The organism is Salinibaculum sp. SYNS191 (assembly GCF_037338445.1).
GTDB classification, from domain to species: domain Archaea; phylum Halobacteriota; class Halobacteria; order Halobacteriales; family Haloarculaceae; genus Salinibaculum; species Salinibaculum marinum.
The window spans coordinates 1,783,912-1,809,034 of sequence record NZ_CP147838.1 but is presented as its reverse complement, the minus strand read 5'-3'; the positions used below and the strand labels follow the sequence as shown (position 1 = coordinate 1,809,034).

The window sequence follows — 25,123 nt, the reverse complement described above, 5'->3', positions numbered from 1 at the left end:
AACTGTGTGCGAGCGGCCCGACGGCGGCCTCGTCGGCCTACCGGAGCTTGCTCTGGATGTACCCGGAGAAGGTCGTGTACTCCTCCGATATCAGCTCGGTGACAGTCCGTCGCAGACCGGTGTAGACGACGGCGAAGCCGACCAGCACCAGCACCGGCGTCGTGAACTGCCCGGGCAGCAACCAGAGGGTTCCGGCTCCGGTCCCGACGGACAGCGCGAGGTCCGGCAGCGACCCGTCGTAGAAGAGCCGTCGGGGGCGGACCCACTCCCCGGCGACGTGGTTGTAGACCGCTCGCTCGTCGGTTTCGCGCCACGGCCGCATCTCCTTCCCGCCGCCGAGCGTGTCCATCGCGCAGTGGAGGGCCGCCGCGAGTGCGGCCACGCACAGGACCGCCGCCGCTCCCGAACCAGTCACGAGCACCACGACGCCCAGAACCACGGCAGCGAGCGCGTAGAGCACCGGAAAGTGCAGCGTCTTCCGGTGGACGAAGAGCATGTCCAGGTCCGGCAACAACCCGCCGACGAGCCCCGCACCCACGAGTTCGGCCGTCAGACCCGGCGAGGCGGGCGCGGCGAGTGCCCCGACGAGGACGCCGACGAGCACGTGGGTGAAGACCATCATCGTGTCCGTCCCTTGCCGACGTGTCAGTAAATACACTGTGGCTGCGCCCGCTGGCCGTTCTCTTCCGGCACCGTCGGCGGGAGCGGCGCGTCCCCGGTCACCGCCGCCGCCACCACCAGATGGCGGCCCCGACGACGGCGAGGAGGCCGAGCGCCGTGGGGACGATGGGCACGCTCGCGGCTGGCTGGACGACGGTCACGGGGACGACGTAGGGCGTCGTCACCCGCCGGTCGCCGCGGGCGTCCGTGTAGCTGACCGATAGCTGGACGCTGTCGTTTTTCGGAATCGCGTCGTTGGTCGCCGAGAGGTCGAAGCGTAGCCGCGTCGACTCCCCCGGTGCGAGCCGGCCGGCGAAGGCCGAGGTATCCTCCGTCTCGAACGGGGCGGCCACGCCCAGCTGGCCGCGCACGTCGGTCAGCGGCTCGTCGACGACGTTCGTCACCTCGACGGTGAGGACGCTGTCGCCGTCGACCGGGACGGTGGCGTTGACCGGTCGCACGGTGAATGGCTCGCGCTCGGGACCGACGGTCACCCGGCCGTCGACGGGGTCGCTCACGTACACCTGCGTCCCGGCGCGGTACCGGACGCGAAAGGAGAGCAGCCGCGGGCCGGGCACCGTTCCGTTCGGCACGTCGACGGTGAACTCGAAGGGGACGCGCTCGCCGGGCGCGAGGTCGCCGACCGCGTACTCCCGCGCCCGGGGTCGCAGGAGGCTGTCGCCCGCGACCTGGACCACTGCCCCCGAGACGGGCGCGTCGCCGGTGTTGACGACCGTCCCGGAGACGGTCCCGGTCCAGTCGACCCGGAGGGTGTCCGTGAGGTTCGCGAGGGCGAAGGTCTGTTCGGCCCCGACGCCGACGCTGGCGTCGATGCGGTCGCTCACGACCGTCTCGCCGAAGCCGGCGCGGTACCGGACTTGGAACGGGAAGACTCGCTGGTTCGCGTCGGAGCCGTTCGGGACGACCACCGTGAACGCGAAGGGGACGCTCTCGCCGGCGGCGAGGTCGCCGACGGCTATCTCCGACGTCGTGGGGCGGAGGTCCCCGCTCGCGCCCAGCGCCACCGACGCGTCGCTGACGTTCCCGGGGCCGGTGTTGACGACCCGTCCGCTGACGGTCCCGCGCTGGCCCACGCGGAGGGCGCTCTGCACGTCGGTGACGGCGAAGGTCTGCTCACGGCTGACCGGCAGGACGTGCTGGAGCGGGTCGCTCCGGCGGGTCACGTCCGCGGGGTCGCTGTACTGCACCCGGAACGTGGCCGGCCGCGTCCCCGGCGCGGTCCGGTTGGAGACGTCGACGGTGAACTGGAAGGGGACGCGCTCGCCGGGTTCGAGCGTCCCCAGCGCCACCTCGCCGGTCCGCGGGACGATTGCCGACACGCCCGGCGCGAACTGGAGGACTGCGTCGTCGACGGCCGCGTCGCCGGTGTTGACGACCGCTCCCGAGACGGTGCCGGGCTGGCCAACCCGGAGCGCCGCGGTGAGGTTGCGGACGGCGAAGGCGGGGGCCGGCCCCACGCCGACGGGGGCGGTGAGACGCTCGCTGGTGCGGCGCTCGCCGTCCTCGCCGCGGTAGCGCACCCGGTAGCTCACCTGTCGCGGCCCGGCCTCGCTGCGGTTGGAGACGTCGACGGTGAACTCGAAGGGGGCGCGCTCGCCGGGCGCGAGGTTACCGACCACGAACTCGCGGTCCGCTGCCTGCATCGTTCCCGCCGTGTCGAGGACGACCACGGCGTCGGTGACGGCCGTCTCGCCGGTGTTGGTCACGACGCCGCGGACCGTCCCGCGCTGGCCGACCCGGAGCGACTGCGAGGTGTCGGAGACGGCGAAGGTCTGCTCGGACCCGACGGTGACGCTGGCGTCGATGCGGTCGCTGGCCTGGCGGTTCCCGCGCGCGTCGCGGTAGCGCACCCGGAAGCCGACCGGGCGCCGGCCGGCGTCGGTCCGGTTGGAGACGTCGACGGTGAACTCGAAGGGGGCCGGTTCGCCGGGTGCCAGGTCGCCGACGGCGAACTCGGTCGCACGCGGGACGACGCCCTCCCCGCTCCCCCGGAGGACGACGGTGGCGTTCGAGACGGGCGCGTCGCCGGTGTTGACGACCGTCCCCGCGAGTGTCCCGGTCCAGCCGACCCGCAGGTCGTCCGTCAGGTTGCCGACGGCGAAGGTCTGCTCGCGCGCGACGGCGACGGTCGCCTCCAGCGGGTCGCTGGTCCGCTGCTCGCCGGCCTCGTCGCGGTAGCGCACCCGGAAGCCGAACTGCCGCGGTCCCGCTGTCGTCCGGTTCGAGACCGTCAGCGTGTACGCGAAGGTGGCGTTCTCGCCGGGGCCGAGCGCCCCCAGCGGCACCTCGACGTTCTGGGGGGCGAGTTCTGCTGGTACGGCCTCCAGTGCGAGGACGGCCTCGTCGACGCGACGGTCGCCGGTGTTGCGGACGGTGCCGGTGACGCTGCCCTCCTGGCCGACCTGCAACGCGGCGTCGCTGACCGCGACGGCGAAGCTCTGTCGGCGCTGGACGGCCACCGCCACCTCCGTCGCCGGCGTCTGCTGGGTGACGCCTCTCCTGTCCGCGTACTCGACGCTCGCGACCAGCGGGTAGGTCCCGGGTCGGGTGTCGCGGCCGGTGCCGACGGGGACGTTCACGCGGGTGGTCTCGCCGGCCCCGAGTTCGGGGACGAGCGTCGTCACGGTGTCCTGCGGGCTGTCGCTCTCGCCGAAGAAAAGCGGGGAGTCCTCCGCCGAGAGGCGGACCCGCGCGTTTCTCGCCGGTTCGCCCCCGACGTTGCGGACGGACAGCCCGACGGTCCCCGTCGTGCCCGCCGGTATCGACTGGTCGGGGCGGGGCGTCACCTCGAAGCGCGCCCGGTCCTCGACGACCACGGTGAGGAACACGACGTCGGTCCGCGAGGCGTCACCGAACGTCGGGTTCCGCCCCGGGCCGTACTCGACGAAGGTAGTGTAGTCGTAGGTGACGCGGACGGGAATCTCGTACTCGCCGGGCGGCAGCGACTCCGCGACGTCGAGTTCCACCTCGAAGGGGCCGACGACGCCCTGGCCGACAGTGCCGACGAGGACCGTCCCCGTCCGCACGTCGACAGCCCGCGCCAGTTGCTCGTCCAGGCGGTCCTCGGCGACCGTCAGGCGGACGTTCCGGGCGGTCGTCACCCGCTCGACGAACTCCGCCGGCCCGCCGCGGTCGATGTCGCCGTCGTTGGCGACGAGCACTTCGAGCACGTTGCGCTCGCCGACCCGGAGTTCGCTGTCCTGTGCCGACAGCGCGAGCGACGGCCGCCCGACGACGGTCCCCTCCTCGGCCTGGCCGGCGACCGGCGGTGCCACCACTGTCAGCACCACCGCTGCCAGGACGACGAGCAGGCCGAGCAGTCTCGGGGCGGATGCGGGGACCGGGCGGCCACGCGGGCGAGGACGGCGCACGCACCAAGATGACGCGCTGGCGGTCAAAAACGGGTGCGACCGTTTCAGGCTCCCGCGAGCGTAACCGCTCCCTGCCGCCGAACAGCCTCGTCCTACCTCGGCTCCCCGCCCGCGGACGGCAGTGCTTACCTCGCCGCCGTCGGCCCCTCCCTTGCGACTTGGTTCCGCTTGCTCGCGGCTTCGCTTCGCCGCGCGAAAGGTTTTGGCGGGCACGGAGCGACACCCATGGACGTGCCCGAACCAGCCGTGGCGCTGCGCTCGCTGACGAAGCACTACGGGGAGGTGGTCGGCATCGAGGACCTGACGCTGACCGTCGACCACGGCGAGGCCTTCGGGTTTCTCGGGCCGAACGGGGCCGGCAAGTCCACGGCCATCCGGACGCTGCTCGGCTTCCAGTCCCCGACGAGCGGCGAGGCCCGGGTGCTGGGGACCGACGTGACCGACCGCCGTGCGTTCACCGAGACCAAGCGGCGCATCGGCCACCTGCCGAGCGACTTCGACTTCTACGGCGGCGCGACCGGGTCGTCGCTGCTGGACTACTACGGGCAACTCAAGGGCGACGACCGCCGCGAGGAGATGCTCGCGCGCTTTCCGGTCCCCGTCGACCGGGCGGTCCGGACCTACTCGCGCGGCAACAGGCAGAAACTCGCCATCGTCCAGGCGTTCATGCACGACCCGGACCTCCTCGTGATGGACGAGCCCACGACCGGCCTCGACCCGATGGTGCAACACGAGTTCCGCAGGCTCCTCGAAACCGAGCGCGACAGGGGCAAGACCGTCGTCTTCTCCTCGCACATCCTCGGCGACGTCGGCGACGTCTGCGACCGGGTCGCCATCGTCCGCAACGGCCGGCTGGTCGAACTCGACTCGGTGTCCGCGCTCCTGGCCCGGGCGGGAAAACTGGTCCGCGCGGAGTTCGACGGCCCGCCCGACCCCGCCGCGTTCGACATCGACGGGGTCAGCGACGTCCGCGTGACCGACGAGGGGGTGCTCGAACTGGTGGTGGCCGACAACTACGGGACGGTGCTGGACCGGCTGAACCGCGGCGACCTCCGGGACGTGGAGATACGCGAGGCCGACATCGAGGAGGTGTTCATGCACTACTACGAGGGGGAGGTCCCGGCGTGACCAGCACGCTCGACGTGCTGGCCTTCGAGTCCTGGCGGCGAGTCCGGAGCGTGCTGGTGCTGTCGGCCGTCCTCGGCCTTCTCGCGTTGCTGACGGTGGGGCTGTTCCCGACACTGGAGGGGGCCAGCGAGGCCCTGGAGACGGCCCTCGACTCGCTCCCCGAGGAGACCCGCCGGGCCGTCGTGGGCAACGTCGACACCATCACCACCATCGAGGGGTATCTGGTCTCGCAGTTCTACCAGTTCGCCTGGCTGCTCCTGCTCGGCGTCTACTACGCCTACGCGGGGGCGTCGCTCGTCGCCGGCGAGGTCGAGCACGGCTCCATCGAGTTCCTCCTCATCGTGCCGCTGTCCCGGTCCAGCATCGTCGTCGGCAAGTTCCTCGCCCTGCTCCCGAGCATCCTCGCGGTCAACGTCCTGACCATGGCAATCGTCGACCTCTCGCTGGTCTCCATCGGCGAGACCGTCGACCAGGTGCACCTGGCGATGGTCCACGGTTTCTCGATTCCCTATCTCCTCGCCTGTGCGGGCGTCGGACTCCTCGTCTCGGTGCGCTTCGACGAGACCCGCCGGGCGCAGACGCTCGCCATCGGGGCCATCTTCGCCATGTTCATCGTCGACAACCTCACCTTCGACACCGACTTCGAGTGGCTCGGCGCGGTCGCGTTCTCGCGGTACTACGACCCGGGAGAGCTTCTCGTCGACGGCGTCGTCGACCTGGCGGACGTCGCCGCGCTGGTCGTGGCCGTCGTGGCCTGCGTCGTCGTCGCCGCCGAACTGTTCGAGCGCCGGGACATCGCGACCTGAGCCACCGGTACCGTTTAGGGGGCGACGTGTCACGCTTCCCGCATGGCAGGCGCTACGGCTGGCGGGACGCGGCGGGGCATCGGCGGACTGGCACGACAGGCGAATCCGGCCTTCGCGGCGGGGGCCATCGCGGTCCCGCTGCTCGCACTCGGCGGGGCCATCGCCTCCGGAAGCTCGCAGGCGATCGTCTACGTCCACGTCATGGCGGGCATCCTCTGGACCGGAACCGACCTCCTGCTGGGGTCGGTGCTCGGGCCGGTGCTTGGCCGTATGGACCCCGAGCAGCGGGCCGGCTTCCTCTCCGGGTTCACGCCGAAGATGGTGTTCCTGATGCCGGCGCTGGCGACGGTGACCGTCGGAGCCGGCATCCACATGGCGGTGACCCGCGGGTTCCCGCACGTCATGCCCTGGCTGGCGCTGATGACCGCCGCGACGACCGTGCCGGTCGTGGTCATCATCGGCTACCAGTTCGACGCGCTGACAGACCCCCGGACGCTGGTCGTGCTGGCGGCCGCCGTCGTCGGTTCCGGAGCCTTCCTGTTCTCGACGCTGCCGGAGTTCGGGATGGCCTCGCCGTGGCTCGTCGCGGCGCTGGCCATCGTCACGGTGCTGGTCGTGCTCGGCTTCGGCGTCATCCTCCCCGGCGAGGTCCGCGTCTACCGGCAACTCACCTCTCCCGACCCCGACAACGACGTCATCGGCGACCTCGCGATGCGCAACGCCCGCCTCGGCGGCATCCAGGGCCTGATGCAACTCGCCGTCGTTTTCGTGATGGTCGGCCTCCGCTACGGGAACGCCTTCGGCGTATAGTTTAGTGGGTCGGCGCGAAACTGTGGTGTATGCCAACACTCTACGCAGCGCTCGACGACCGCCTGCTCGTCGTCCGCGGGGGGACCGACGGCTGGCGGGCCACGGCCGCGCTCGGCGGCCACCGGTTCGAGTGCGTCGCGGCCGCGTCCGATGCCCCCGAGCGGGTCTTCGCCGGCACCGTCGAGGCCGGCCTGCAGCGCAGCACCGACGGCGGCGAGACCTGGGAGTCCGTCGGCGGGTTCGACGACCGCGTGACGGCGGTCACGGTCAGCCCGCACGACCCCGGGGTAGTGTGGGTCGGCACCGAACCCAGCGCCGTCTACCGCTCGGCCGACGCCGGGGCGACGTTCGCGCCCTGCAGCGACCTGACGACGTTGCCCTCCGCCGAGCGCTGGTCGTACCCGCCGCGGTCGCACACCCACCACGTCCGCTGGATTTCTATCAACCCCCACGACCCGACGCACGTCTACGTCGCCGTCGAGGCCGGCGCCTTCCTCCGGTCGCTCGACGGCGGCGAGACGTGGACGGACCACCCCGAGGGCGGCCGGCGGGACAACCACACGCTGGCGGTCCACCCCGACGCCCCCTGCCGGGTCTACACGGCCGCCGGCGACGGCTACGCCGAGACGCCCGACTGCGGCGACACCTGGGAGTACCCCGACGAGGGGCTGGACCACCGCTACGTCTGGGGGCTGGCCGTCGACGCCGGCGACCCGGAGACGGTCGTCGTCTCCGCGTCCGACGGCGCCCGCAGCGCCCACTGGCTCGACAGCGCCGAGGCGTACGTCTACCGCCGCGACGGCGACAGCGACCGCTGGTCCCTTGCGATGGACGGCCTACCGGACCCCGAGGGGACGACGCGGGCCACCCTCGCGGCCGGCGACCCCTGCGAGTTCTACGCGCTGACGAACCGCGGGCTCTTCCACAGCACCGACGCCGCCCGCTCGTGGGACCGCCTCGACGTCGACTGGCCCGAGGAGCCCCAGCAGGTCGGGTGGGGACTGGCGGTCGTCTGAGGACCGCCGCCTCAGAAGTCGGGCCGGAGCATCCGCGAGCGCGAGACGCGACCAGCGGGAGCGTCTCGGATGCGCGAACGGCGAAGCCGTGAGCAAAGCGAGCGGTTCACCGACGGCGAGGCTGAAAGCCGAGCCGTCGGCCTTTTTAGCGTAGATTTTTGCGCCGAGTGGTTCCCGCAGTGAGCGCGAGACACGAACGAGGAAACCCGAGGCGGAAAAAGGTACTATTGGTACATCCCCAGCGGCCGCGCGCGGGTGGACTCCTCCTCGGCCTCCTGCATCTGCTTGGCGAGGCGTTCGCGGGCCTCGGCGACGCGGTCGGCCTGCTCGACGAGTTTGTCGGTGTCGACGTCGATGCCGGCAAGCGGTTCGATGCCCTTCGTCAGCAGGACCCGCGCGGCCTCGGGGTCCGGGAACTGGGCGCTCGCCTGCACGACGAGCCCCACGCCGCCGAGGCCTTGCTCGCTGGCCTCGGCGATGAGTGCGCCGGTGGGGCCGCTGACCATCCCGCTCTCGGTCGGCGGGCCGATGTCGTACTCGTCGAGCAGCGCCCCGCCGTCGCCGGTGCCGACGCCGTACATCTCGGGTACGCCGTCTTTCTCCTCCGCGAGTCCGCTCAGGTACACCGGCGTCACGTCGTTGTCGGCCAGCCACCCGGTGACGCAGGTCGCGAACTCGGTCGCGATGTTGGGCGAGACGGGGACGTCGCTCTGGAGTGCCAGCAGGTCGCGGCGCTCGTCGGCGTAGATGCGTACCGGCGGCCGGACGGCGTGGTCGCCCTCCTCGTATATCGCCACGCGGGGCAACCCCTCGCAGTGACAGGTGGCGTAGTAGGTCATGTCGAACTCCGTGACCAGGTGGTCGGCGGCCAGTTTCCCCACCAGTCCGACGCCGGGCAGTCCCTCCACCAGCATCGGCGCGTCGAGGTCTATCGACGTGTGCGTCTCGATGTGTGCCATACCTGTACTGCGCCGCCGGACACCTTAACAGTCCGCCACGACCGGACGATAACCGGGCTAGGACTTCTCGCTGTCGTCTTCGTCGGCCTCGTCACTCTCGTCGGCGTCGGCCTCCTCGACCTCGACCGTGTGACCCTCCTCGGTTTCGGCCGGCCCCTCCTCTTCCGTCTCGACTTCGACCTCTATGGGCTGCTGGCCCTCGGTTTCGCTCTCGCTGCGACCGCCGAAAAAGCGCGTGCGGAGGTCCTCGGCGACGGATTCGACCTGGTTGCGCAGCGTCCCGACCTCGTCCTCGAACGCCGTCACGCTGCGCTCGACGTAGTGGACGCGCTCGACCGGGATGCGCCGCACCAGGTCGTTGCCCGACGCGTCCTCGCCGCGCCTGAGAATCCAGTGGTCCTGGAAGTACGCGATGTGCTCGTTCTGGACTGTCGTCTCGACCGTTCCCTCGTGGGGGTCTTCGTAGACGATTGTGGCGGTTCCGAGATCGCTGTCTACCATGTTGGTAGTTCACGCGCTGGACGCATATGGGGGCTTCGGGGCCGGAGAGTCGAAACCCACAAGCGCCGACCCGTCGAAGGCGGGGCAATGACCGTACTGGAGCGGTACGAACCGCTCGTCGACGACTTCGAGGCGTTTCTCGCGGCCTGCGAGCGCCCCCTGCCCGCGGCCGTCCGCGTCAACACCATCAAGACGACCGTCGAGCGCGCGATGCGGGCCCTCGACGAGGCGGACATCGCCTACGAGAGGGCCGACTGGCACCCGGGCCTGTTCCGCCTGCCGGAGGACCAGCCCGGTGCGAACTGGCCGTACGTCCACGGCTGGCTCCACGGCCAGGAGGAGGTCTCCGCAGTGCCGGCGACGGTGCTGGACCCTGCCCCCGGCGAGCGCGTCTGGGACGCCTGCGCCGCGCCGGGCAGCAAGACGACCCAGCTCGCGGCCATCATGGACGACGCCGGCCGCGTCGTCGCGACGGACAACAACATCGGGCGCATCTCCGCGCTGCGCTCGAACGCCGAGCGCCTGGGCGTCACCAACGTCGCCATCACCCACGAGGACGCCCGGAACCACTCGCTGAAGCCCTTCGGTGTCTCCGAGTCACACTCGGAGGCTCGTCGGACGCAGTCCGACACTGGGGAGGGGTACGACCGCGCGCTCGTGGACGTGCCCTGCTCCTGCGAGGGGACCATCCGGAAGAACCCCGACACGTTAGACGAGTGGAGCCTCGAACACGTCGAGGGCATCGCCGGCGCGCAGAAGGGCATCCTCCGCCGGGCCGTGCAGGTCACCCGCCCGGGCGGGACCGTCGTCTACTCCACCTGCACGTTCGCTCCGGAGGAGAACGAGGAGGTCCTCGACTACGTCCTCGCCGAGGAGGGCGGCTTCCGCGTCGTCGACTTCGACCTGCCGCTGGACGCCGTGCCCGGCGTCACGGAGTGGCAGGGCCGGGAGTACGACGGCCAGGTCGCCAACGCGAAGCGCATCTACCCGCACCACAACGACACGGGTGGGTTCTTCTGTGCGAAACTGGAGGTGTCCGAATGAACGACAGTCACCGCTTCGACCGCCTGCCGGCCACCGCGGACGAGCGGGAGGTCGAGGGCCGGGCGACTCGCGAGGAAGTGCTGACGTGGTGGGAGGACCGCTTCGGCGTCGACCCCGCCGTCTTCGCCGACTACACCTTCTGGGAGCGCGGCAGCGGCAAGGTCTGGGCGCTGCGGGGCGCGGAGCCGACGCCGGTCGACATCGAGGGCCTGGGCATCACCTTCATGCGGACCCGTCAGGAGCACTGGAAGCCGACGCTGACCGCGGTCCAGCGCTTCGGCGGCCACGCGACGGCGAACGTCGTCCACCTCACGCGCGAGCAGGCGGCGACGTTCATGGCCGGCGAGGACCAGGAACACGACTGGGACGGCGACTGGGGCTACCTCGTCGTCACGGCGGACGTCGCGGGGGAACCCGAACCGCTCGGCGTCGGGCTGTACGTCTACGGCGAACTCCGCTCGCAGGTGCCGAAGGGCCGGCGGCGGGACCTGTAGCGCGGCCTCAGTCCTCGACCTGGCCGCTCTCGTAGCCGACGCGAGCGGCGCTGGCGGCGTTGCGGAAGACGCGGGCGAGGGCGACCACGACCCGCGTCACCAGGATGAGGGCGGCGAGTCCGACCATGAGGCCGCCGAGGGACTGGCCGCTCAACGTGACGGTGTCGGGGACGAGCGACCCGCCGAGGAGGAGGGCCAGGGCAATCCAGAACGCTGCGGGCCGCTGTGAGAGGGCTGTGAGCGTATCGTCACTCATGGCTGAACTGACACGTACTCGGATATTAAGTGTTCTCACCGGCAGCGGTCCACAAAAGTTGTCCGACAGCCCTTCGCAGTGTCGGGCATGAATCCCCTCCCCTGGTTGCTGGATTGGCCCCCGCGCCCCGCCACCGTCGCCGTCACCCTCCTCCTGACGGTCTTCAGCGTCGGCACGCTGGTCGTCTTCGGCGGCGTCGTCGACGACATCGAGAGCGAGAACGTCACCGTCGAGTCGATGGACCTCTCGGTCCGACTCAACGACGAGAGTTCCATTCCGTCGGGCGACGGCTCGGTCCAGACCTGTCTCGGCAGCGGGACGCCCGGCGACCGCATCAGCGTGCTCGGCGACGTCACCGTCGACGTTCCGCCCGGGTGGGACGGGCCGGCCGACGGCTCGCTGACCGTCGCGGTGAGTCTCGGCCACACCGACGAGGCGACGACGCAGTCCGTTCCGAGCGAGGGCACCGAAACCGTCCGCGTGTTCTGGCTCCTCGAAGACGACGAGACGCTGTCGGCGGGCGACGAGGCGACGGTGCAGGTCAGCGTCAGGACCGACGACGCGACCGTCGCGACGGCGACGCGGCCGGTCACCGTCGAGGCGTCGTCGCGCTCGTACGACTGCTGACGGTCAGTCCTCGCGGCGCTCGCGGGGCTGGCCGTCGCGGATGTCCTCGCTGCGGAGTTCGCCGCGGGCCTGCCAGTCGCGGGGCCGGCAGGCGATGAGGAACCCGCCGGTGAACAGCAGGACGACGCCGACCGTCACCACGAGGCCGGGAATCTGGCCGACGGCGGCGCTCTCGGGCCAGGGGATGTCACCGAAGGCAGTCACCCTGACGACCCACGCGCCGTTGAGGATGGCGAACATCGGGAGGTAGACACGGCGCAGGCGGTGTGCGATGGCCTCCTCGGCCGTTATCTTCAGCGCCGGGTTCCGGTAGTCCTCGGCGAGTTCGTGTCGCCACTCCCCGTCCATCGGGGTGCCCTCGTCAAGCCCGGTCGCCCAGACGTTCTCCTGGAGCGTCCGCACCCGCGAGCGCCAGACGTCGTAGGCGCGGTAGCGCCGCGCTTCCACGACGAGAAAGAGGGCGATGGCGGCGTTCCCGATGAGGATGACGTAGTGCGGGTTGGACTGGTTCGAGAAGGCGTAGGTCAGGATGGCGGCCATGAGGATGACCGCCCAGTTGGTGGTCTGGTCCAGCCGTTCGCGCCACAGCTTCATCCGGTGGACCTCGCCGCGGTAGAGGTGTGCCAGCGCGGAGCTGGGCCCCATGTCCACGTCGAGTAGCCCCTGCCCGACGTCGGCGTCCGGCCCGGGCTCCGCGGTGCTGTCGGCCTCTGTGGCCCCGTCGTCGCTCATCTCCTCAGGTGGGGACGTCTGCACGTTCGCTGTATTTCTCCCTGAATTCGCCGATGAGCTGTCCCATCTGTGCGTACCAGTCGTTGAGCATGCGTTGCATCTCGTCCGCGACGACGTCCGGGTCGGCGGGCCGGAAGACGTGGTAGTAGCCGCCGCCCTCGTAGGTCCGCTGTTCGCGTTCGAGGAAGCCGGCCTCCTCCAGGCGCTTGACCGCCCGGTAGGCCGTCGAGCGCTCGCGGTCAACCTGTTCGGCCACTTCGTCGACGGTCATCGGCTCCTCGCTCGTCACGAGCGTCTCGAACACGGCGCGGTCGAGTTCGGTCAGACCGTGGAAACACTCCAGCAGCCCCTCGCATTTCATGTCCGACTGCAGCATCTTCTGCAGCGATTGTGCCATGCTAGACACGTGGGTCACCCGGGCCCAAAACGCTTGTGTGCCACGGTTCCAAGACTGCGCGTCGGCATCCGCCGTCACCGCGCATCAGTCGTCGGCGACCTCCGTTGAGCCGGTTCCGGCGCCGTCGGCCCTGCTGGCACGCACGTAGCCCTGGACGTACGCGCCGAGGAACATCCCGCCGATGGCCCACAGGATGGGGACGTTGCCGATGCCGAGGCTGGCGTAGGCCGCGCCGGGACAGATGCCCGACAGCCCCCAGCCCACGCCGAAGATGCTCCCGCCGACGATCACGTTCCGGTCGAAGGACTTCAGGCGTCGCCCGTAGTCCTGTCCGGTCAGCGGCGCGCGGCCGCCGCGGTACTCGACGAGGGCGAAGACGACGCCGGTCGTGACGGCCGCACCGCCCATCACCAGCAGGAGGCCGAAGTCCTCGAACTGGAGGAAGTCCAGCACGATTTCCGGCCGTGCCATCTTGCTCAGTGCCAGCCCGGCCCCGAAGACCAGCCCGCCGACGAACACGACGGGCAGAAAGAGGGGGTGGCGGTCGCTCGCGCTCATGGCGTCACCCCCAGCGCCTGGACAATCTGTGCGGTCCCGATTGCGAACAGCATGAAGGTGGCGACGTTCGCCAGCGACGTCGGCGAGCGCGAGCCGACCCCGCAGACGCCGTGACCGGAGGTACAGCCCTTCCCGAGGCGCGTGCCGACGCCGACGAGGAAGCCGCCGCCGAGCAGCCGCCAGGCGTCGACCTCCGTCGTCCAGAGCCCGTCGCCGAGCGTGAGCGTGTACCCGAGCGCCCCCAACACGATGCCGGCCGTGAAGACGACGCGCCAGTCCCGGGAGGCGAGGTACGTGGGGCGGTTGAACCGCGAGATGTCCGAGACGTACGACAGCGTCGATTCGAGGAACGTCGACGCGCCGGCGGAGATGCCGGTCAGCACGTAGATGATGACCGAGCCGAGCCCGATGAGGAGGCCACCGAGCAGGTAGGGTACCCAGCCGTTGGGGAACAGTTCCAGCGCCATCAGGCCCCCACTTCGAGGTCGCTCTGGCGCGCGGCCGCCGGGACCGCCGCCGTCGTCTCGTGGCCGTCCCCACCGGGGTCGCCCGCGCGGTCCAGTGCCGGCCTGGTCGCCGCGACCGGTTCGTCCGGGTCGGAAAGCTCCGTCGTGGTCATGTACCCTTTCGTTCCCGCTGGCCGCTATTAAATGGTTTGATTGAATTGTGGGTTTAGCGCAATATGTAAGTGAGATATACCCCAGCAAAACGGGTTTTTATGGGCTCAGTCCGTAACGGTTTTGTACCCTTAACGAAATACTGTGGAGTGAGTACAATGTCAGACGCAGAAATCCAGGCCGACGAGACGCTCGACGTGAAAGGTGCTTCCTGCCCGATGCCGGTCGTCAAGACCAAGCAGGCAATCGACGGCCTCGCCGCCGGCGAGGTGCTCGAAGTGGTGGCGACGGACAGCGGCAGTATGAGCGACATCGACGGGTGGGCGTCGGGGACGGCCGGCGTCGAACTCCTGAGCCAGACCGAACGCGAGGAAGGCGGTGAGACACTCTACGTCCACCACGTTCAGGCGGTCGACGAATAATGAGCACCGACACGCCAGGCGACACCGACGCGGAGACGCCGTCCCAGCCCAGCGCCGAGGACGTCGCGGCGCTGCGCGAGCGCGTCGAGGAACTGGAGGAGGAGCTGTCGGCCGTCGAGACCGACGCCGACGACGGGCAGAAGTCGATGGTCATCATCGCGACGAAGGGCACGCTCGACATGGCGTACCCGCCGCTCATCCTCGCCTCGACGGCCGCCGCCTTCGGGTGGGACGTGACCGTCTTCCACACCTTCTGGGGGCTGGAGATACTCCACGAGGAGAACTCCAAGGAACTCGGGCTCAGCGCGGTCGGCAACCCCAACATGGGCGTGCCCAACGCCGTCGCGGCGCTCCCGGGGATGGACCGCGTGACGACGACGATGATGCGCCGGCGCATCGAGGACAACGACGTGGCGAGCATCGAGGAACTGATGGACACCTGCCGGACGATGGACGTGGAACTCCAGGCCTGCCAGATGACGATGGACCTGCTGGACTACGAGGAGGAGGACTTCTACGACGGCGTCACCGCCGGCGTGGGTGCCGCCACGGCGCTGGAGCAGATGGCCGACGCCGACGTCCAGTTGCTGGTCTAGTCGCCCTTCTCCCTGACGACCCCGCCGCTCAGTCCCTCCCACTCGACGCGATAGCCCAGCGCGGACAGCGCCGCGCTCGCGTCGTCGATGCCGTACTCCGCCAGTGCAGCCTCCGCCTCGTCGAGGTCCATCCCCGCCTCGACTCGCTCCCGTAGCGCCGCGAGCACGGCCGGGCGCACGAGGGTCCGCCCCACCCGTTCGTGCGCCGGAAACGATTTCTCTTCGACGGCGCGCTCGCTGACGCCGTGGCGCTCGGCCAGCGCCGCCAGCGTCACCGCGTCGTCGTCCGGCGCCAGTTCGTCGGGCAGTGCCGCGGCCGCCGCCGCGTCTAGTCGTTCCTCGTAGCGCCGCAGGGCGTCCCTGACGTCCTTCAGACGCACCGTCCCGCGGTAGGGAATCGCGCGGTGGTCACGGGCTTCGACGTCCTCCGCGACGCCCAGCGACTCGTCGACCGCCACGAGCATCTCCACGTCCTCCAGGTCGGCCAGCCGCGACAGCTTCTTCTCGACGTACGCCGGCGTCCAGAATCCCATTATCTCGAAGTAGACGCGGAAGTCCCCGTGTCGCCAGTCGAACGCGAAGTCGGGGATGACGACGTGCGCGCCGGCGGCCAGCGGGTCCGGTTCGCGCAGGAGGTCCCAGTCCAGGTCGAGCGATTCGAACCGGGCTGCGAAGTCCGCCTCGACGCCGCTGTCGAAGGTAACCTCCGTCACGGGCTCGACGCCCGGCACCGACACGTCGCCGTCGTCGAGGACGAGTTCGCGCTCGGTCCCGCGGTCGTCGATGGTCGCCGACAGCCGCCACTCGTCGGCGCTCGCGACGGTGCGCAGCAGGCGCGCGAAGCGGGTGCCGTAGCGCCGGCTGTTCGTAAAGAGTGCGTCCGGGCCGGTCACGACCACCTCGCGGTCCGCGCCGCCGACGGTCCGCCGCTCGTCGTCGGGCAGGCGGCGCACCTCGTACATGAGCCGGAGGCGCTTGACGGCCGAGACGACCGCCTTCGGGTCGCTGGAGCGGACGCGGACCTCGGTGGCGTCGAACAGCGCGGTCTGGGCGAGCGAGAGGTTGTACTGGGCCACGAGGTCGGCCGGGTCCCAGCGCCGGCCGGCGTCTGTCAGGACCTGTCGCGTCTCGCGGTCGGCGTACAGCGACTCGGCGACGGCGTCGGGCGTCGCGTCCAGCCGGTCCGCGGCCTGTGTCAGCGCCGTCTCCCGCTCGTCGGCGGTGACGACGCCCACCGCCTCGGCGGCCCGAAAGGCGGCCTCGCGGGCCTGCCGCGGGTCGACCGGCGCGCGCGTCTCGAAGGCTGCCTCGCGCTCGACGAGCTTTGCGAACCCGCGGACGAGTTTGAAGTCGTCGCTGTCGCGCTCGATGTCGGTCAGCGCGGCCGCCAGGCGCTCGCGGGACTCGCCGACGTGGCCCTGGTAGCAGCCGACGACGCGGGCGGCCAGCGGCTCGTCGTCACTGCCGGCGAACTGCGGGTGGTAGCCGCCGCCGGCCCGCGAGACGCGCAGGAGGTCCTTGGTCAGCACTGACGGTGTGTTGCCCGTCGGTGGGGAAAAAGTCTCACCCCGCTCGCGAGTGGCTCGTCAGTTCCGGCGGGTGCCGGCGGGGTTCTCCGGCGGCCGGGCCTCCACCCAGTTGGCCTCGTCGAGGACGAGCCCGGAGACGACGGCGGCGACGCGGCGGGCGCTGTCCTCCCGGGCGAAGAAGGTGACGTTGCCCAGCGAGGCGCTGACCGTGCGGCTGACCTCCGTCGTCGGGAGCGATTCGTCGCCGACGATGGCCTCTATCTCGCGGGTGAGCCGCTCGTTGACCTCCGACTCCGCGGGCGGTGCGAGCTGGTAGCCCGCCGGCAGGAGGTCGTAGGTGACGGCGTAGCCCTCGTCGTAGGCCTCGACGGCGAAGAAGGGCCGTTCCTCCTGCTGGGCGCGGCGGTACTCCCGCTCGACGGTCTGCCTGTCCTCGTACAGCGGGACGTCTGTCGGCTCGTATCCTGGCACGCCAATCCCTAGGGGCTCGGGCGTCATGTACCTGTCCCACCCCCGCCTCGCGGCGGCGACGAGAAGATTCTTACCCTGTCCCCCTGCAGGGCGTGACATGAACCGCCGCCACTTCCTCGGCCTCGTCGGGGCCGGCGTCGCCGGCCTCGCTGGCTGTGGCAGCTCCAGCGACGAGGAGCCCCCCACGCTGAACGACGGGGGCGACGGCACGCCCACGCTTTCCAACCCCGTCTACCCCTTCGACGCCGGCTCGGCCGCCGACTTCGAGTTCGAGGAGAGCGACGACGGCACCGTCCTCATCCGCGTCCCGGTCGAGAACACTCGCGAGAAGGCATACACCGCCGAGATGTCGCTGACCGTCACGGTCGACGGGGAGTCCCGGACCGTGACCGAGACCGTCCAGCTGGCGGGCAACGAGAGCACCATGGTCCCCGTCGAAATCGACGCCGACTGGGACGACTGGACGCCGAACTTCCGGGACGTCTCCTTCTCCCGGGGCACGCCGACCGACGAGTCCGGTTAGCGCTCCCCTCACGCGACTCGCTTCGCCGCGGTCTCTGTCGTCACCCGCTCCTGTAGCACTCCACGACCGACCGTCGCGGCCCCTGTCTCGTCGCTCTCTCTGACGCTCATCCAGCGGCGGCCTCGCACCTGGAAAGAGAACGCACGAGAGAGACGAACGGGGGAGACGCCGTTACTGCACTTCGGCCCTGGAGGCCCGCTTGAGCAGACGGACCGCGATTCCGCCCAGAACGAGGTTGAATCCCAGGAGCACGGCGATAGCGGGAACGACCGTGTTCCAGAGTCCGGTGAACGCCGTTACCTCGAAGACCGACAGCACGTCCTGTCCAAGCATGAGCGCCCGGATGGCGTCGACGCCGTACGTGATGGGATTGGCGACGGCGACTGCCCGAATCCAGCCGGGGAGGACCTCGAGCGGCAGGAACGCGCTCGAAATGAACAGGAGCGGGAACGTCAACAGGTTCGCGATCATCACCGTGGCTTCTCGGTCACGCGTGACGAGCGCGACGATATTCGAGTACGCCATGAAGACGCCACCGAAGATGACGGTCACGACGAATATGCCGAGGACGCCGCCCACGCCCGTCTGGAGGTACTGGGTCACAGACGCTCCCGGCTTGAGAGCGAGCAGGAGGTACCCGAGACCGAGAATAATTCCGGTCTGGACCGTGATTCGAACCACCTCGGACAGCACTTTCCCGACGAACATCGCGGCCCGGTTCATCGGGGAGAGTAACGTCTTGTCGAACATTCCCGTCTCCATGTCGTCTACCAGCCCGATACCGGAGACGGCGGCGGCGGCCAGCGCCGACTGAATTACTATCGCGGGGGTGAGATACGTCACGTACGTGACGTCACCACCCAGGGACTGGGACAGGGCACCTCCCGCGATTGCGCCGAGGACTTCGGCCATGAGGACGAAGAAGATGACCGGCTGGACCAGCGAGGTGAACGTCACGTAGGGATTGCGGGACGTTTTGACGAGCCACCGTTTGAAGCTAATCCGTGCGTCGGTTGCGGAACTGTTCCCCGATGCCCTCTGTGCGGAGTCGCTTTCGATGGTGTCCCGGCCGTCGGTCGCGCCGCTCATCGAACCACCTCCTGACCACTCGCCGGGTCAGTGGCCACTCCGCTCTCTCCCACATCTTCTTCTCCGGCCAGCGTGAGGAAGACGTCATCGAGCGTCGGTGCGTGCACGTCGAAGTCAGTGACCGTGACGTCTGCCGCGGCCAGCTCGGTGAAGAGTTCGCTCGTGGCCGAGCGGGCGTTGTCGGCTTCGACGACAAGGCCGTCGGCGGTCGGTTCGATAGCCGCCGCGTCGAGAGCGTTGAGCTGACGGACGGTGTTCATCGCACGGCGCCGGTTCTCCTCGGACGGCTCTTTCAGCGCCAGTGTGACGGTTTCCGTCCCCACGGCCGATTTGAGTGCAGCCGGCGTTCCGGTGTGGGTGATCTGCCCGTCTTGCAGGATGGCGAGGCGGTCACACAGTTCGTTCGCTTCTTCGAGATACTGCGTCGTGAGGAACACGGTCGTTCCCCGCTCGTTGATCTCCTCGAAGTAGTTCCAGACCCGGAGCCGCGCCTCGGGGTCGAGACCGGTCGTCGGCTCGTCGAGGAAGACCACGGGGGGCCGATGGACGAGGACGGTCGCGGTATCGAGACGCTTCTGCATCCCGCCCGAGAACGTCTCTGCCCGCCTGTCCGCAACGTCTCGCAAGTCGACGAGGTCGAGCAACTCCTCGATGCGGTCCGCTCGCTCCGCTTTCGGAACGCCGTACATCCGGCACGCGACGCGCAGGTTCTCGCGCGGCGTGAGTTCGAGGTCGATACTCGTCTCCTGTGCCATGTAGCCGATGGACTCGCGTACGGCCTGGGGCTGTGTCTTCGTGTCGTAGCCGTTGATTCGTACCGACCCCTGTGTCGGGTACAGCAGCGTGACGAGGGTCTTGATAGTGGTCGTCTTGCCGGCCCCGTTGGGTCCGAGGAAGCCGAAGAACTCGCCCTCGTCGACGTCGAGAGAGACGCCTCGGACGGCTTCGGTCCCGTCGTCGTACGTTACACGGACGTCCGCTGCGTCGATTGCAGTCTGACGGGTCGCGGAGTCCGTCTCGTCGTCTGTTCGGTGTCGCGTCTGTTGCAATGCCATAGGCGACTCGGACGTCGAGACGGATTCGGGTAGGTGCGTCTCGAATTCGTGGTGCCCTTTAAGTCAGCGACCGCTCGCAGAGCGCGTCGTGCTCGGTCAGTTCGGGAGTGGCGGCCACGTCGTCGCCACCGTCTCCTCGATGAGTTGGGTTTGCGCCCGGCGCAACCGCTCGGAGACGGAGGAGGGTGTGATATCCAGTTCCCCGGCAACGTCTTCCAGAGAGGCCCGCCGCGGGATGTCGAAGTAGCCCCGCTCGTAGGCGATGCGGAGTGCCTCGTGCTGGCGGTCGGTCAGTCCGTCGCCCGGCGGTTCGGACTCCCCGTCTCGCGTGAGTCTGTGTACCCGGAAGCCAGCGTTGCCCTGCCAGAACGAGGCGAACGCAGTGAATGCGTCCCGGTCGGCGAACCAGCCAGTCTGTCGCCACCCGTCCGGTACCACCTCGATTCGCTCGATGATGGCATCGGCCGTCGCGAGCGCTTCGAGCCCGTCGAGGTCGTCGAGATGCTCACCGAGTTGCTCCTCCAGACTGAGCGCCGGGAGTGTCTGATAGCGACGGGTCTCGCCGGCCTGCCCGACGAGCGTCCACTCCCCCACGTCGTACGCGTCCGTGAGGGCGGTCTCGATTGCCGTCTGCGACCCGTCCTGTACGGTGACCAGAAACAGGGGTCGGTGCCCGTGATTGAACTGCATGTCGAGCGTCAGCGTCGCGTCGGGGACGTCCGCAGCCACTCCAGCGAGCGGCAACGCCTGACAGTCGATATCGAATTCGGCGACGAGTCCCATATCCAATCGTGTCTAGCGATTGTAATGGTAATGGCGAAAACTGTGGCGGTGTCTGCGGCCCGAACCTGCACCGGAGTGTCGTGGACTGTCAGTCTGCACCGGGTAGCTACCGGTGCGGAGTGCTCCCGCTCCGGCCCAGCAGGTGTCGACGTTCCGGATAAACATTATTGCCAATTCCTCTATAAAAAGATGGAACATGAATACGGAGTATATCGTCGTCGGCCTCGCTGCGGTCGTCATCGGGCTGGGATTCGCCGGTTTCGCCTGGCTCCAGATCGTCCCGTATCAGGAAGACAGGAGCAACGCCGAACCTGTCGATGCCACCGTGATTTCGTCGGAGGTGGTCGAAGTCCGGAACAGCGAAGGCCAGATACAGCACTCGCCGCAGGTGACGTATCGCTACACGTACGAGGGGACCGAATACACGAGCAGTTCGCTCTACCCGAACAATGGCAGTATGGTGGGTTCCGAATCCCGAGCACAGGAGATCGCCGACCGATACGCGGAGAGGAGTACCCTCACCGCCTACGTGAACGCCGACAACCCGAACGCCGCGTTCCTGATCGACGAGAGCGCACCGCTGTGGTACTGGGCCGGCCCCGGTATCGGGGTGTTGCTGGTCCTGTACGGCCTGTACTCGACCCTGCAGGGGATTCGCGGCGTCGACGCGTCCTCGGGGAACTTCTGACGGCCGGCGCGGGTGCCTCGACTCGGAGTGTGCCCCTATCCGGACGCCGGCGTGCGAGCGGTCGCTTCCTCGAAGGCGTCCGCGATGGCGACGACCCCCTCGGTGAACCGCCGGAGTTCGTCGGCGTCCTCTATCGATGCCTCGATTTCGACGGTGACCGTCCCGGCGTCGCCCGGGATGCGCTCGGTGAGACTGTCGACCGGATACTCGATGGAACTCCCGGCCTCCGCGAACGCCTCGTTGCGTGTCTCGGCCCACCTGGCGACCACGCCGGACGCGTCCCCGGCGGATACGATTTCCAGGTCCCGCATCGCACGTAACGCTCTCCCCGACAGGCCGTCGGTGATGGACTCGACGACCGCAGCCGAGGTCCCCACCAGGACGAGGCCGTCCGTCTCGGCGGCGACGAGCCCCGCCACGTCGGAAGCGGTCTCGGCCATGTCGTCGAACTCGAGGGTCCCGACCCCGTTCTCGACGCTGACCTTCTCGCCAGCAGGGCCGACCACCAGGCCAGCGTCGACAGGGTCGGTTAGCGCCACTTCGCCGAAGGTGAACGTGACCTGGCTCACGCCACCTTCTGTGCTCCCGCGGGTACGCGTATCGTAGCGAGCGGTGACGGTCCGGCCGTCGACGGTGCCAGTCAGTTCCGGCGGAGTTTTGCTGTCGTCCGGCTGGAATCCCGCCCGCTGACCGACCTCCCGCCACTGGTCGGCCTCGTGTCCCTGCTGCAGGTAGCCGATGACCATCCACCCGGCGACGGCGGCGACCAGCGCACCGGCCAACGCCCCCGTCGACCCACCCGGGACGTCCGAGACGGACAGCGAGGGCGCGGCGTGCCCCTGGTCGACGGCTATCCACGCCCCGAACACGAGTAGTGCCCACGCCACCGCTGCTGTCCTGTAGACCGCTCCCTTCAGGTCCATAGACTCGCACCTCCACGGGAGCGCCGGCCGCGCGGCGGCGTGGACTCGTTCTCCGACGGCACCCCGAACATTACAACGAGGTTTCAAATCCGTGGTACTTAAATGCTGGACCGTGGCGCGGGCTGCACTCCCACCGAGCGATAGTGACCGCTCTCCGCGAATCCGTCAGGAACGTCGTGGTGTACACCTGCCGCGCAATCGCCGAGTGAGACGCAGATACGGGCGTTTCGGGCGTGTACGCACCGACTCCCCGGGACACTAGATACGTAGCGTCCGGTTACTTGCCAATCACGTTTCAAATCCCCCGCGTCCATGTGGAACCACTCACGACGGATCGTTCTGGTCGTAGCGCTCGCCGCGCTCATCGCACTCGCTGGCTGTGCCGGTGACTCCCCGGACGATGGGTCGGACGGGGCCGAACCATCGCCGACGGTCCAATCGACACCGGCACCGACCGAAACGGAGACGGAAACCGGGGGAACGTCACCGACGCCGACGGAGTCGTCCGCCGCGGAATCGCCGACGCCGACTGCCACTGCCCAGGCAACGGCGACAGCATCTGGCGGTGGCAGTAGTGATTCGATGACGCGCTTCACCAGCGGTGAGAGGTACGCGTTCACTATGGCCTTCGGTTCCGACACCCGGAACCTCACCTGGCAGACGACGAGCGTCTCTGGCGAGCAGGTGACGGCGGACATCACCTACACGGCCACCGGCGGCCAAACGGTCTCGGAGACGGTCACGGGAACCCAGGCGAACATCACCGCGCAACTCTCCGAGTATCCGACCACCGCGTTCGACATCACGCGCAGCTTACACACTGCGATACTGGGCCACCAGCTCGCTCAAGGAAACGCGTGGACCATGACGACGGCCGACGACGACGTCACGACCGAGTTCGAAGTCGTCGGCTCGGACACGGTCGACGGGGTCTCCTGTACCGTGGTCCGGGGCCAGGACCAGGGAGCGACGAAGTACTGGGACCTGTGCATCAACGAGAACCACCCGTTCCTCCTCTCGGCAGTCCAGTTCGACGCGAACGACAACGAAATCATTCGCATCGAAGTGACGGACCGTCCGTGACTCGCCGGGTGTGAACCGTCCGCGAACAGCAGTCGCACTCGAAGTCGGTCGTCGCTCGCTCACCCGCGGGCGCTGGCCCGCACTCGCTCCCGTGCGGGGACGTCTCCGTGCGGGGACGTTTCGCGTCAGTCGAGAACGTCCACGAGTGGGGTTCCTGTCCCGTCACTAACTGTTCTGTTCAGACCGGTGCTCGACTCCGAAGGTTCCCCGGTGTCACAGACCCGTTCCCGCGGAAGTGCGTTCACTCAGACTCCGATTGCGGTACCCGGTGCACGGGTGTCCAGGGCCAGTCCAGGGCCAACGCCCAGTCACGAGGTTACCCCGCAATCTCGGTCGTCTTCCCGGTGACTGTCGAGGATTCTTGCCCGAGCGTGTTCCAGTTGAGGATGTCTGTGACTGTGCCGTTCACCAGGTCGACATCGACCGTCACGTGGAGTGCCTGTCGGCTGTCCACTCCGGGCTGGCGAACGTGCACGACGGCACGACCGTCAACGTAGCTGGAGTCCCGCGTGAGTGTTACGACTCCATCTTCCCCGGTAGCTGACTCACTGTCTGTGATGCTGAACTCGCCACGAAACGTGCCATTTGCCTGTCTCTCCTCGCCGGTGATATTGAGAGAGACGACGTTCGAGGCAGAGACGTTCACCGTCTGCACCGGCTCGACTGTGAGTTCGTAGGTGTCCACGCTGTTGAGCGTCTGTCTCACCGTGGCATTGCTCGTCGCAATCGTCCGCGCTCGTCGTCGTTCGCTCCGGGTCAGGGGGTGGTCGTCTGCCGTCCGGATAGTGAACTGGCCGGCCGAAGTTTCTTCTATCGTGAGTTCACTGACGCGGGAGAGATTGCCGACGACGGTGTCCGACTCACCGCCTGCTGAGAACGTCACCGTTTCGTCGGAGACGACGAACTCCGGTGTCGGGCCCGTGCCGGCCAGTGGCCCGGCCATACCGAAGGCAGTTCCGGCCCCAGCCAGTCCGATGCCGAGTACAGCGAGACCGGCGAGGACACGCAGGCGCGAGCGAATGACGTCGTTCATACTGTCACCGTTCGCTGAAAGGCCTCAATAAGCCCCGGGTGAAAGGCGTTCCAAACCCGTTTCAAACGCGTTCCACGGCCATTTCACGGCCTCTTCCGCCTATGTATTCCGGCAGACATAAAGTCCCCGTATCAAAACCATCCCCTATGCGTTTCCAGCCCCTCCAGCACACACACCTGCTGGCAGCGGTCGTGTTCATCGCTGCCATCCTCGTTCTTGCCGTCCAGTTGATTACCCCCTCGCCGGTGATGGTCTCGCTCGGAGAAAACGGCGCGCAGACGACGAGTGTGGGTGAGTATTTCACCTATCGCGAAGCGGCACTGCTCGTGGTCGGGGCGTTCGTCAGTGGCGTCAGCGGCACCTATCTCGTCTTTCACGACCAGGCACACGTGCTTTCATCCACAGAGCAGTCGGCGACGCAGGCGAACGCGCGCCCGCCCACGGTACCGAACGGCGGCACGATACAGGCTCCCCGGGCTGAGGGTCCCGCCGACAGTTCCCCGCCAGACACTGAGCGGTGGGAGGCGACACTCGAGAGGCTCACACACAATCAGGAAACGATCTACGAACTGCTGATCGAGGCCGATGGGACGCTCCCGCAGCGGCAACTCGTCGAGGAAACCGACCTCTCGAAGGCGACGGTCAGCCGAACGCTCGACAAGCTAGAACACCGTGGACTGATCGAGCGCAAACGGAGCGGTATGGGCAATACGGTCCACCTTCAGTAGACGCGCTCCGCGGTAAAGACGTCCCACGACAGTGCTCTTTCGTCTGCCCCGAAACGCGTCTGAAATCTCCGTAGAGCCCTTCCAAACGCGTTTCTGCCCTCTTTCCAATCAATGCCTATGTGGTCTTTCATACAACGTACGACTGCGGCGAGTCGGGACGGACGGCTCGGTGCCCCGCTGCGCTCACGCGGCCATCTGCCCGC

The 25,123-nt window shown here is 68.6% G+C and carries 30 protein-coding genes; 13 read left to right on the top strand and 17 right to left on the bottom strand.

What is annotated here, in order from left to right; genetic code table 11:
• Positions 1 to 37 precede the first annotated feature (37 nt).
• Entirely contained in the window at positions 38 to 622 is a 585-nt protein-coding gene (locus tag WDJ57_RS09835) for a metal-dependent hydrolase (RefSeq protein WP_338905965.1), read from the bottom strand.
• Between the two features lie 97 nt (positions 623 to 719).
• Positions 720 to 4,052 carry a COG1361 S-layer family protein gene (locus WDJ57_RS09830; protein WP_338905964.1) on the bottom strand — a complete coding sequence of 1,111 codons (3,333 nt, stop codon included), beginning with the start codon at positions 4,050 to 4,052 and terminating at the stop codon, positions 720 to 722.
• Between the two features lie 231 nt (positions 4,053 to 4,283).
• Between WDJ57_RS09830 and WDJ57_RS09825 the strand changes: the two genes are divergently transcribed.
• From WDJ57_RS09825 to WDJ57_RS09810, 4 genes are read left to right on the top strand one after another with little or no spacing between them, the layout of a single operon-like run.
• Positions 4,284 to 5,180: an ABC transporter ATP-binding protein gene (locus tag WDJ57_RS09825; RefSeq protein ID WP_338905962.1), complete on the top strand. Its 897-nt coding sequence runs from the start codon at positions 4,284 to 4,286 to the stop codon at positions 5,178 to 5,180.
• The gene (locus WDJ57_RS09820; RefSeq protein WP_338905961.1) at positions 5,177 to 5,986 is read left to right on the top strand and encodes an ABC transporter permease subunit; all 810 of its coding nucleotides are present in this window, start codon (positions 5,177 to 5,179) and stop codon (positions 5,984 to 5,986) included. The genes WDJ57_RS09825 and WDJ57_RS09820 overlap by 4 nt, the downstream gene beginning before the upstream one ends.
• Before the next feature lie 42 nt (positions 5,987 to 6,028).
• Entirely contained in the window at positions 6,029 to 6,796 is a 768-nt protein-coding gene (locus tag WDJ57_RS09815; protein ID WP_338905960.1) for a hypothetical protein, read from the top strand.
• Between the two features lie 29 nt (positions 6,797 to 6,825).
• Positions 6,826 to 7,812: a WD40/YVTN/BNR-like repeat-containing protein gene (locus WDJ57_RS09810; protein ID WP_338905958.1), complete on the top strand. Its 987-nt coding sequence runs from the start codon at positions 6,826 to 6,828 to the stop codon at positions 7,810 to 7,812.
• Positions 7,813 to 8,036: 224 nt separating this feature from the next.
• Here the strand turns inward: WDJ57_RS09810 and WDJ57_RS09805 are convergent, their stop codons facing one another.
• Positions 8,037 to 8,771 (bottom strand): proteasome assembly chaperone family protein, encoded by a 735-nt coding sequence (locus WDJ57_RS09805; protein WP_338905957.1) that lies wholly within the window; start codon positions 8,769 to 8,771, stop codon positions 8,037 to 8,039.
• Between the two features lie 57 nt (positions 8,772 to 8,828).
• Positions 8,829 to 9,272: a hypothetical protein gene (locus WDJ57_RS09800; RefSeq protein WP_338905955.1), complete on the bottom strand. Its 444-nt coding sequence runs from the start codon at positions 9,270 to 9,272 to the stop codon at positions 8,829 to 8,831.
• Between the two features lie 87 nt (positions 9,273 to 9,359).
• Between WDJ57_RS09800 and WDJ57_RS09795 the strand changes: the two genes are divergently transcribed.
• Entirely contained in the window at positions 9,360 to 10,316 is a 957-nt protein-coding gene (locus WDJ57_RS09795; protein WP_338905953.1) for an RsmB/NOP family class I SAM-dependent RNA methyltransferase, read from the top strand.
• Positions 10,313 to 10,810, top strand: coding sequence for a DUF7122 family protein (locus tag WDJ57_RS09790; RefSeq protein ID WP_338905951.1), 498 nt, complete (start codon positions 10,313 to 10,315; stop codon positions 10,808 to 10,810). Before WDJ57_RS09795 ends, WDJ57_RS09790 begins: the two co-directional genes overlap by 4 nt.
• Before the next feature lie 7 nt (positions 10,811 to 10,817).
• On the opposite strand, the gene WDJ57_RS09785 is transcribed toward WDJ57_RS09790, so the two are convergent.
• The gene (locus tag WDJ57_RS09785) at positions 10,818 to 11,066 is read right to left on the bottom strand and encodes a hypothetical protein (RefSeq protein ID WP_338905950.1); all 249 of its coding nucleotides are present in this window, start codon (positions 11,064 to 11,066) and stop codon (positions 10,818 to 10,820) included.
• Positions 11,067 to 11,153: 87 nt separating this feature from the next.
• On the opposite strand from WDJ57_RS09785, the gene WDJ57_RS09780 reads away from it, so the two are divergent.
• Positions 11,154 to 11,693 carry a hypothetical protein gene (locus WDJ57_RS09780; RefSeq protein ID WP_338905948.1) on the top strand — a complete coding sequence of 180 codons (540 nt, stop codon included), beginning with the start codon at positions 11,154 to 11,156 and terminating at the stop codon, positions 11,691 to 11,693.
• A gap of 3 nt (positions 11,694 to 11,696) precedes the next feature.
• Here the strand turns inward: WDJ57_RS09780 and WDJ57_RS09775 are convergent, their stop codons facing one another.
• The 5 genes from WDJ57_RS09775 to WDJ57_RS09755 all read right to left on the bottom strand — a co-directional run bounded on the left by WDJ57_RS09775 (position 11,697) and on the right by WDJ57_RS09755 (position 13,999).
• A complete protein-coding gene (locus WDJ57_RS09775) occupies positions 11,697 to 12,425 on the bottom strand; it encodes a DUF2270 domain-containing protein (protein ID WP_338905946.1) in 729 nt (242 codons plus the stop codon).
• A 4-nt stretch (positions 12,426 to 12,429) separates the two neighbouring features.
• Complete coding sequence (locus tag WDJ57_RS09770; protein WP_338905944.1) at positions 12,430 to 12,822, bottom strand: helix-turn-helix domain-containing protein; 393 nt, start codon at positions 12,820 to 12,822, stop codon at positions 12,430 to 12,432.
• Between the two features lie 84 nt (positions 12,823 to 12,906).
• Positions 12,907 to 13,380, bottom strand: coding sequence for a YeeE/YedE family protein (locus WDJ57_RS09765; protein WP_338905942.1), 474 nt, complete (start codon positions 13,378 to 13,380; stop codon positions 12,907 to 12,909).
• The gene (locus WDJ57_RS09760; RefSeq protein WP_338905940.1) at positions 13,377 to 13,847 is read right to left on the bottom strand and encodes a YeeE/YedE family protein; all 471 of its coding nucleotides are present in this window, start codon (positions 13,845 to 13,847) and stop codon (positions 13,377 to 13,379) included. Before WDJ57_RS09760 ends, WDJ57_RS09765 begins: the two co-directional genes overlap by 4 nt.
• Positions 13,847 to 13,999 carry a hypothetical protein gene (locus tag WDJ57_RS09755; protein ID WP_338905938.1) on the bottom strand — a complete coding sequence of 51 codons (153 nt, stop codon included), beginning with the start codon at positions 13,997 to 13,999 and terminating at the stop codon, positions 13,847 to 13,849. Before WDJ57_RS09755 ends, WDJ57_RS09760 begins: the two co-directional genes overlap by 1 nt.
• A gap of 156 nt (positions 14,000 to 14,155) precedes the next feature.
• Between WDJ57_RS09755 and WDJ57_RS09750 the strand changes: the two genes are divergently transcribed.
• Both WDJ57_RS09750 and WDJ57_RS09745 read left to right on the top strand, forming a co-directional pair.
• Positions 14,156 to 14,419, top strand: a complete 264-nt coding sequence (locus WDJ57_RS09750; protein ID WP_338905936.1) for a sulfurtransferase TusA family protein — start codon at positions 14,156 to 14,158, stop codon at positions 14,417 to 14,419.
• On the top strand, positions 14,419 to 15,015 hold the full coding sequence (locus WDJ57_RS09745; protein WP_338905934.1) for a DsrE/DsrF/DrsH-like family protein: 597 nt from the start codon (positions 14,419 to 14,421) through the stop codon (positions 15,013 to 15,015). Before WDJ57_RS09750 ends, WDJ57_RS09745 begins: the two co-directional genes overlap by 1 nt.
• On the opposite strand, the gene WDJ57_RS09740 is transcribed toward WDJ57_RS09745, so the two are convergent.
• Positions 15,012 to 16,544 carry a DUF790 family protein gene (locus WDJ57_RS09740; protein WP_338905932.1) on the bottom strand — a complete coding sequence of 511 codons (1,533 nt, stop codon included), beginning with the start codon at positions 16,542 to 16,544 and terminating at the stop codon, positions 15,012 to 15,014. The genes WDJ57_RS09745 and WDJ57_RS09740 overlap by 4 nt on opposite strands.
• A 57-nt stretch (positions 16,545 to 16,601) precedes the next feature.
• Complete coding sequence (locus WDJ57_RS09735) at positions 16,602 to 17,015, bottom strand: hypothetical protein (protein ID WP_338905930.1); 414 nt, start codon at positions 17,013 to 17,015, stop codon at positions 16,602 to 16,604.
• Positions 17,016 to 17,112: 97 nt separating this feature from the next.
• On the opposite strand from WDJ57_RS09735, the gene WDJ57_RS09730 reads away from it, so the two are divergent.
• The gene (locus WDJ57_RS09730; protein WP_338905929.1) at positions 17,113 to 17,538 is read left to right on the top strand and encodes a twin-arginine translocation signal domain-containing protein; all 426 of its coding nucleotides are present in this window, start codon (positions 17,113 to 17,115) and stop codon (positions 17,536 to 17,538) included.
• Between the two features lie 171 nt (positions 17,539 to 17,709).
• Here WDJ57_RS09730 and WDJ57_RS09725 read toward each other — a convergent pair whose 3' ends face one another.
• From WDJ57_RS09725 to WDJ57_RS09715, 3 genes are all read right to left on the bottom strand, one after another.
• Positions 17,710 to 18,627, bottom strand: coding sequence for an ABC transporter permease (locus tag WDJ57_RS09725; protein WP_338905928.1), 918 nt, complete (start codon positions 18,625 to 18,627; stop codon positions 17,710 to 17,712).
• Positions 18,624 to 19,682, bottom strand: coding sequence for an ABC transporter ATP-binding protein (locus WDJ57_RS09720; RefSeq protein WP_338905926.1), 1,059 nt, complete (start codon positions 19,680 to 19,682; stop codon positions 18,624 to 18,626). Before WDJ57_RS09720 ends, WDJ57_RS09725 begins: the two co-directional genes overlap by 4 nt.
• A 96-nt stretch (positions 19,683 to 19,778) precedes the next feature.
• Entirely contained in the window at positions 19,779 to 20,465 is a 687-nt protein-coding gene (locus WDJ57_RS09715; protein WP_338905925.1) for a helix-turn-helix domain-containing protein, read from the bottom strand.
• 196 nt (positions 20,466 to 20,661) lie between these two features.
• On the opposite strand from WDJ57_RS09715, the gene WDJ57_RS09710 reads away from it, so the two are divergent.
• A complete protein-coding gene (locus WDJ57_RS09710; RefSeq protein ID WP_338905923.1) occupies positions 20,662 to 21,153 on the top strand; it encodes a DUF3592 domain-containing protein in 492 nt (163 codons plus the stop codon).
• A gap of 35 nt (positions 21,154 to 21,188) precedes the next feature.
• Here the strand turns inward: WDJ57_RS09710 and WDJ57_RS09705 are convergent, their stop codons facing one another.
• Positions 21,189 to 22,076 (bottom strand): hypothetical protein, encoded by an 888-nt coding sequence (locus tag WDJ57_RS09705; RefSeq protein WP_338905921.1) that lies wholly within the window; start codon positions 22,074 to 22,076, stop codon positions 21,189 to 21,191.
• 312 nt (positions 22,077 to 22,388) lie between these two features.
• Here WDJ57_RS09705 and WDJ57_RS09700 point away from each other — a divergent pair, with 312 nt between their 5' ends.
• Complete coding sequence (locus WDJ57_RS09700; RefSeq protein WP_338905919.1) at positions 22,389 to 23,159, top strand: hypothetical protein; 771 nt, start codon at positions 22,389 to 22,391, stop codon at positions 23,157 to 23,159.
• A 316-nt stretch (positions 23,160 to 23,475) separates the two neighbouring features.
• On the opposite strand, the gene WDJ57_RS09695 is transcribed toward WDJ57_RS09700, so the two are convergent.
• Positions 23,476 to 24,192, bottom strand: a complete 717-nt coding sequence (locus WDJ57_RS09695; RefSeq protein WP_338905917.1) for a hypothetical protein — start codon at positions 24,190 to 24,192, stop codon at positions 23,476 to 23,478.
• A gap of 146 nt (positions 24,193 to 24,338) precedes the next feature.
• Between WDJ57_RS09695 and WDJ57_RS09690 the strand changes: the two genes are divergently transcribed.
• A complete protein-coding gene (locus tag WDJ57_RS09690; RefSeq protein WP_338905915.1) occupies positions 24,339 to 24,920 on the top strand; it encodes a helix-turn-helix transcriptional regulator in 582 nt (193 codons plus the stop codon).
• Positions 24,921 to 25,123: the final 203 nt, after the last annotated feature.

What these genes read in the sequence shown, in the direction of transcription:
- WDJ57_RS09755 (WP_338905938.1), bottom strand. Translation starts at nt 13,999, where the DNA reads ATGACCACGACGGAGCTTTCCGACCCGGACGAACCGGTCGCGGCGACC.
- WDJ57_RS09710 (WP_338905923.1), top strand. Translation starts at nt 20,662, where the DNA reads ATGAATACGGAGTATATCGTCGTCGGCCTCGCTGCGGTCGTCATCGGG.
- WDJ57_RS09700 (WP_338905919.1), top strand. Translation starts at nt 22,389, where the DNA reads ATGTGGAACCACTCACGACGGATCGTTCTGGTCGTAGCGCTCGCCGCG.
- WDJ57_RS09705 (WP_338905921.1), bottom strand. Translation starts at nt 22,076, where the DNA reads ATGGACCTGAAGGGAGCGGTCTACAGGACAGCAGCGGTGGCGTGGGCA.
- WDJ57_RS09745 (WP_338905934.1), top strand. Translation starts at nt 14,419, where the DNA reads ATGAGCACCGACACGCCAGGCGACACCGACGCGGAGACGCCGTCCCAG.
- WDJ57_RS09805 (WP_338905957.1), bottom strand. Translation starts at nt 8,771, where the DNA reads ATGGCACACATCGAGACGCACACGTCGATAGACCTCGACGCGCCGATG.
- WDJ57_RS09815 (WP_338905960.1), top strand. Translation starts at nt 6,029, where the DNA reads ATGGCAGGCGCTACGGCTGGCGGGACGCGGCGGGGCATCGGCGGACTG.
- WDJ57_RS09775 (WP_338905946.1), bottom strand. Translation starts at nt 12,425, where the DNA reads ATGAGCGACGACGGGGCCACAGAGGCCGACAGCACCGCGGAGCCCGGG.
- WDJ57_RS09785 (WP_338905950.1), bottom strand. Translation starts at nt 11,066, where the DNA reads ATGAGTGACGATACGCTCACAGCCCTCTCACAGCGGCCCGCAGCGTTC.
- WDJ57_RS09760 (WP_338905940.1), bottom strand. Translation starts at nt 13,847, where the DNA reads ATGGCGCTGGAACTGTTCCCCAACGGCTGGGTACCCTACCTGCTCGGT.
- WDJ57_RS09780 (WP_338905948.1), top strand. Translation starts at nt 11,154, where the DNA reads ATGAATCCCCTCCCCTGGTTGCTGGATTGGCCCCCGCGCCCCGCCACC.
- WDJ57_RS09835 (WP_338905965.1), bottom strand. Translation starts at nt 622, where the DNA reads ATGATGGTCTTCACCCACGTGCTCGTCGGCGTCCTCGTCGGGGCACTC.
- WDJ57_RS09750 (WP_338905936.1), top strand. Translation starts at nt 14,156, where the DNA reads ATGTCAGACGCAGAAATCCAGGCCGACGAGACGCTCGACGTGAAAGGT.
- WDJ57_RS09715 (WP_338905925.1), bottom strand. Translation starts at nt 20,465, where the DNA reads ATGGGACTCGTCGCCGAATTCGATATCGACTGTCAGGCGTTGCCGCTC.
- WDJ57_RS09690 (WP_338905915.1), top strand. Translation starts at nt 24,339, where the DNA reads ATGCGTTTCCAGCCCCTCCAGCACACACACCTGCTGGCAGCGGTCGTG.
- WDJ57_RS09765 (WP_338905942.1), bottom strand. Translation starts at nt 13,380, where the DNA reads ATGAGCGCGAGCGACCGCCACCCCCTCTTTCTGCCCGTCGTGTTCGTC.
- WDJ57_RS09725 (WP_338905928.1), bottom strand. Translation starts at nt 18,627, where the DNA reads ATGAGCGGCGCGACCGACGGCCGGGACACCATCGAAAGCGACTCCGCA.
- WDJ57_RS09810 (WP_338905958.1), top strand. Translation starts at nt 6,826, where the DNA reads ATGCCAACACTCTACGCAGCGCTCGACGACCGCCTGCTCGTCGTCCGC.
- WDJ57_RS09795 (WP_338905953.1), top strand. Translation starts at nt 9,360, where the DNA reads ATGACCGTACTGGAGCGGTACGAACCGCTCGTCGACGACTTCGAGGCG.
- WDJ57_RS09695 (WP_338905917.1), bottom strand. Translation starts at nt 24,192, where the DNA reads ATGAACGACGTCATTCGCTCGCGCCTGCGTGTCCTCGCCGGTCTCGCT.
- WDJ57_RS09790 (WP_338905951.1), top strand. Translation starts at nt 10,313, where the DNA reads ATGAACGACAGTCACCGCTTCGACCGCCTGCCGGCCACCGCGGACGAG.
- WDJ57_RS09770 (WP_338905944.1), bottom strand. Translation starts at nt 12,822, where the DNA reads ATGGCACAATCGCTGCAGAAGATGCTGCAGTCGGACATGAAATGCGAG.
- WDJ57_RS09720 (WP_338905926.1), bottom strand. Translation starts at nt 19,682, where the DNA reads ATGGCATTGCAACAGACGCGACACCGAACAGACGACGAGACGGACTCC.
- WDJ57_RS09800 (WP_338905955.1), bottom strand. Translation starts at nt 9,272, where the DNA reads ATGGTAGACAGCGATCTCGGAACCGCCACAATCGTCTACGAAGACCCC.
- WDJ57_RS09730 (WP_338905929.1), top strand. Translation starts at nt 17,113, where the DNA reads ATGAACCGCCGCCACTTCCTCGGCCTCGTCGGGGCCGGCGTCGCCGGC.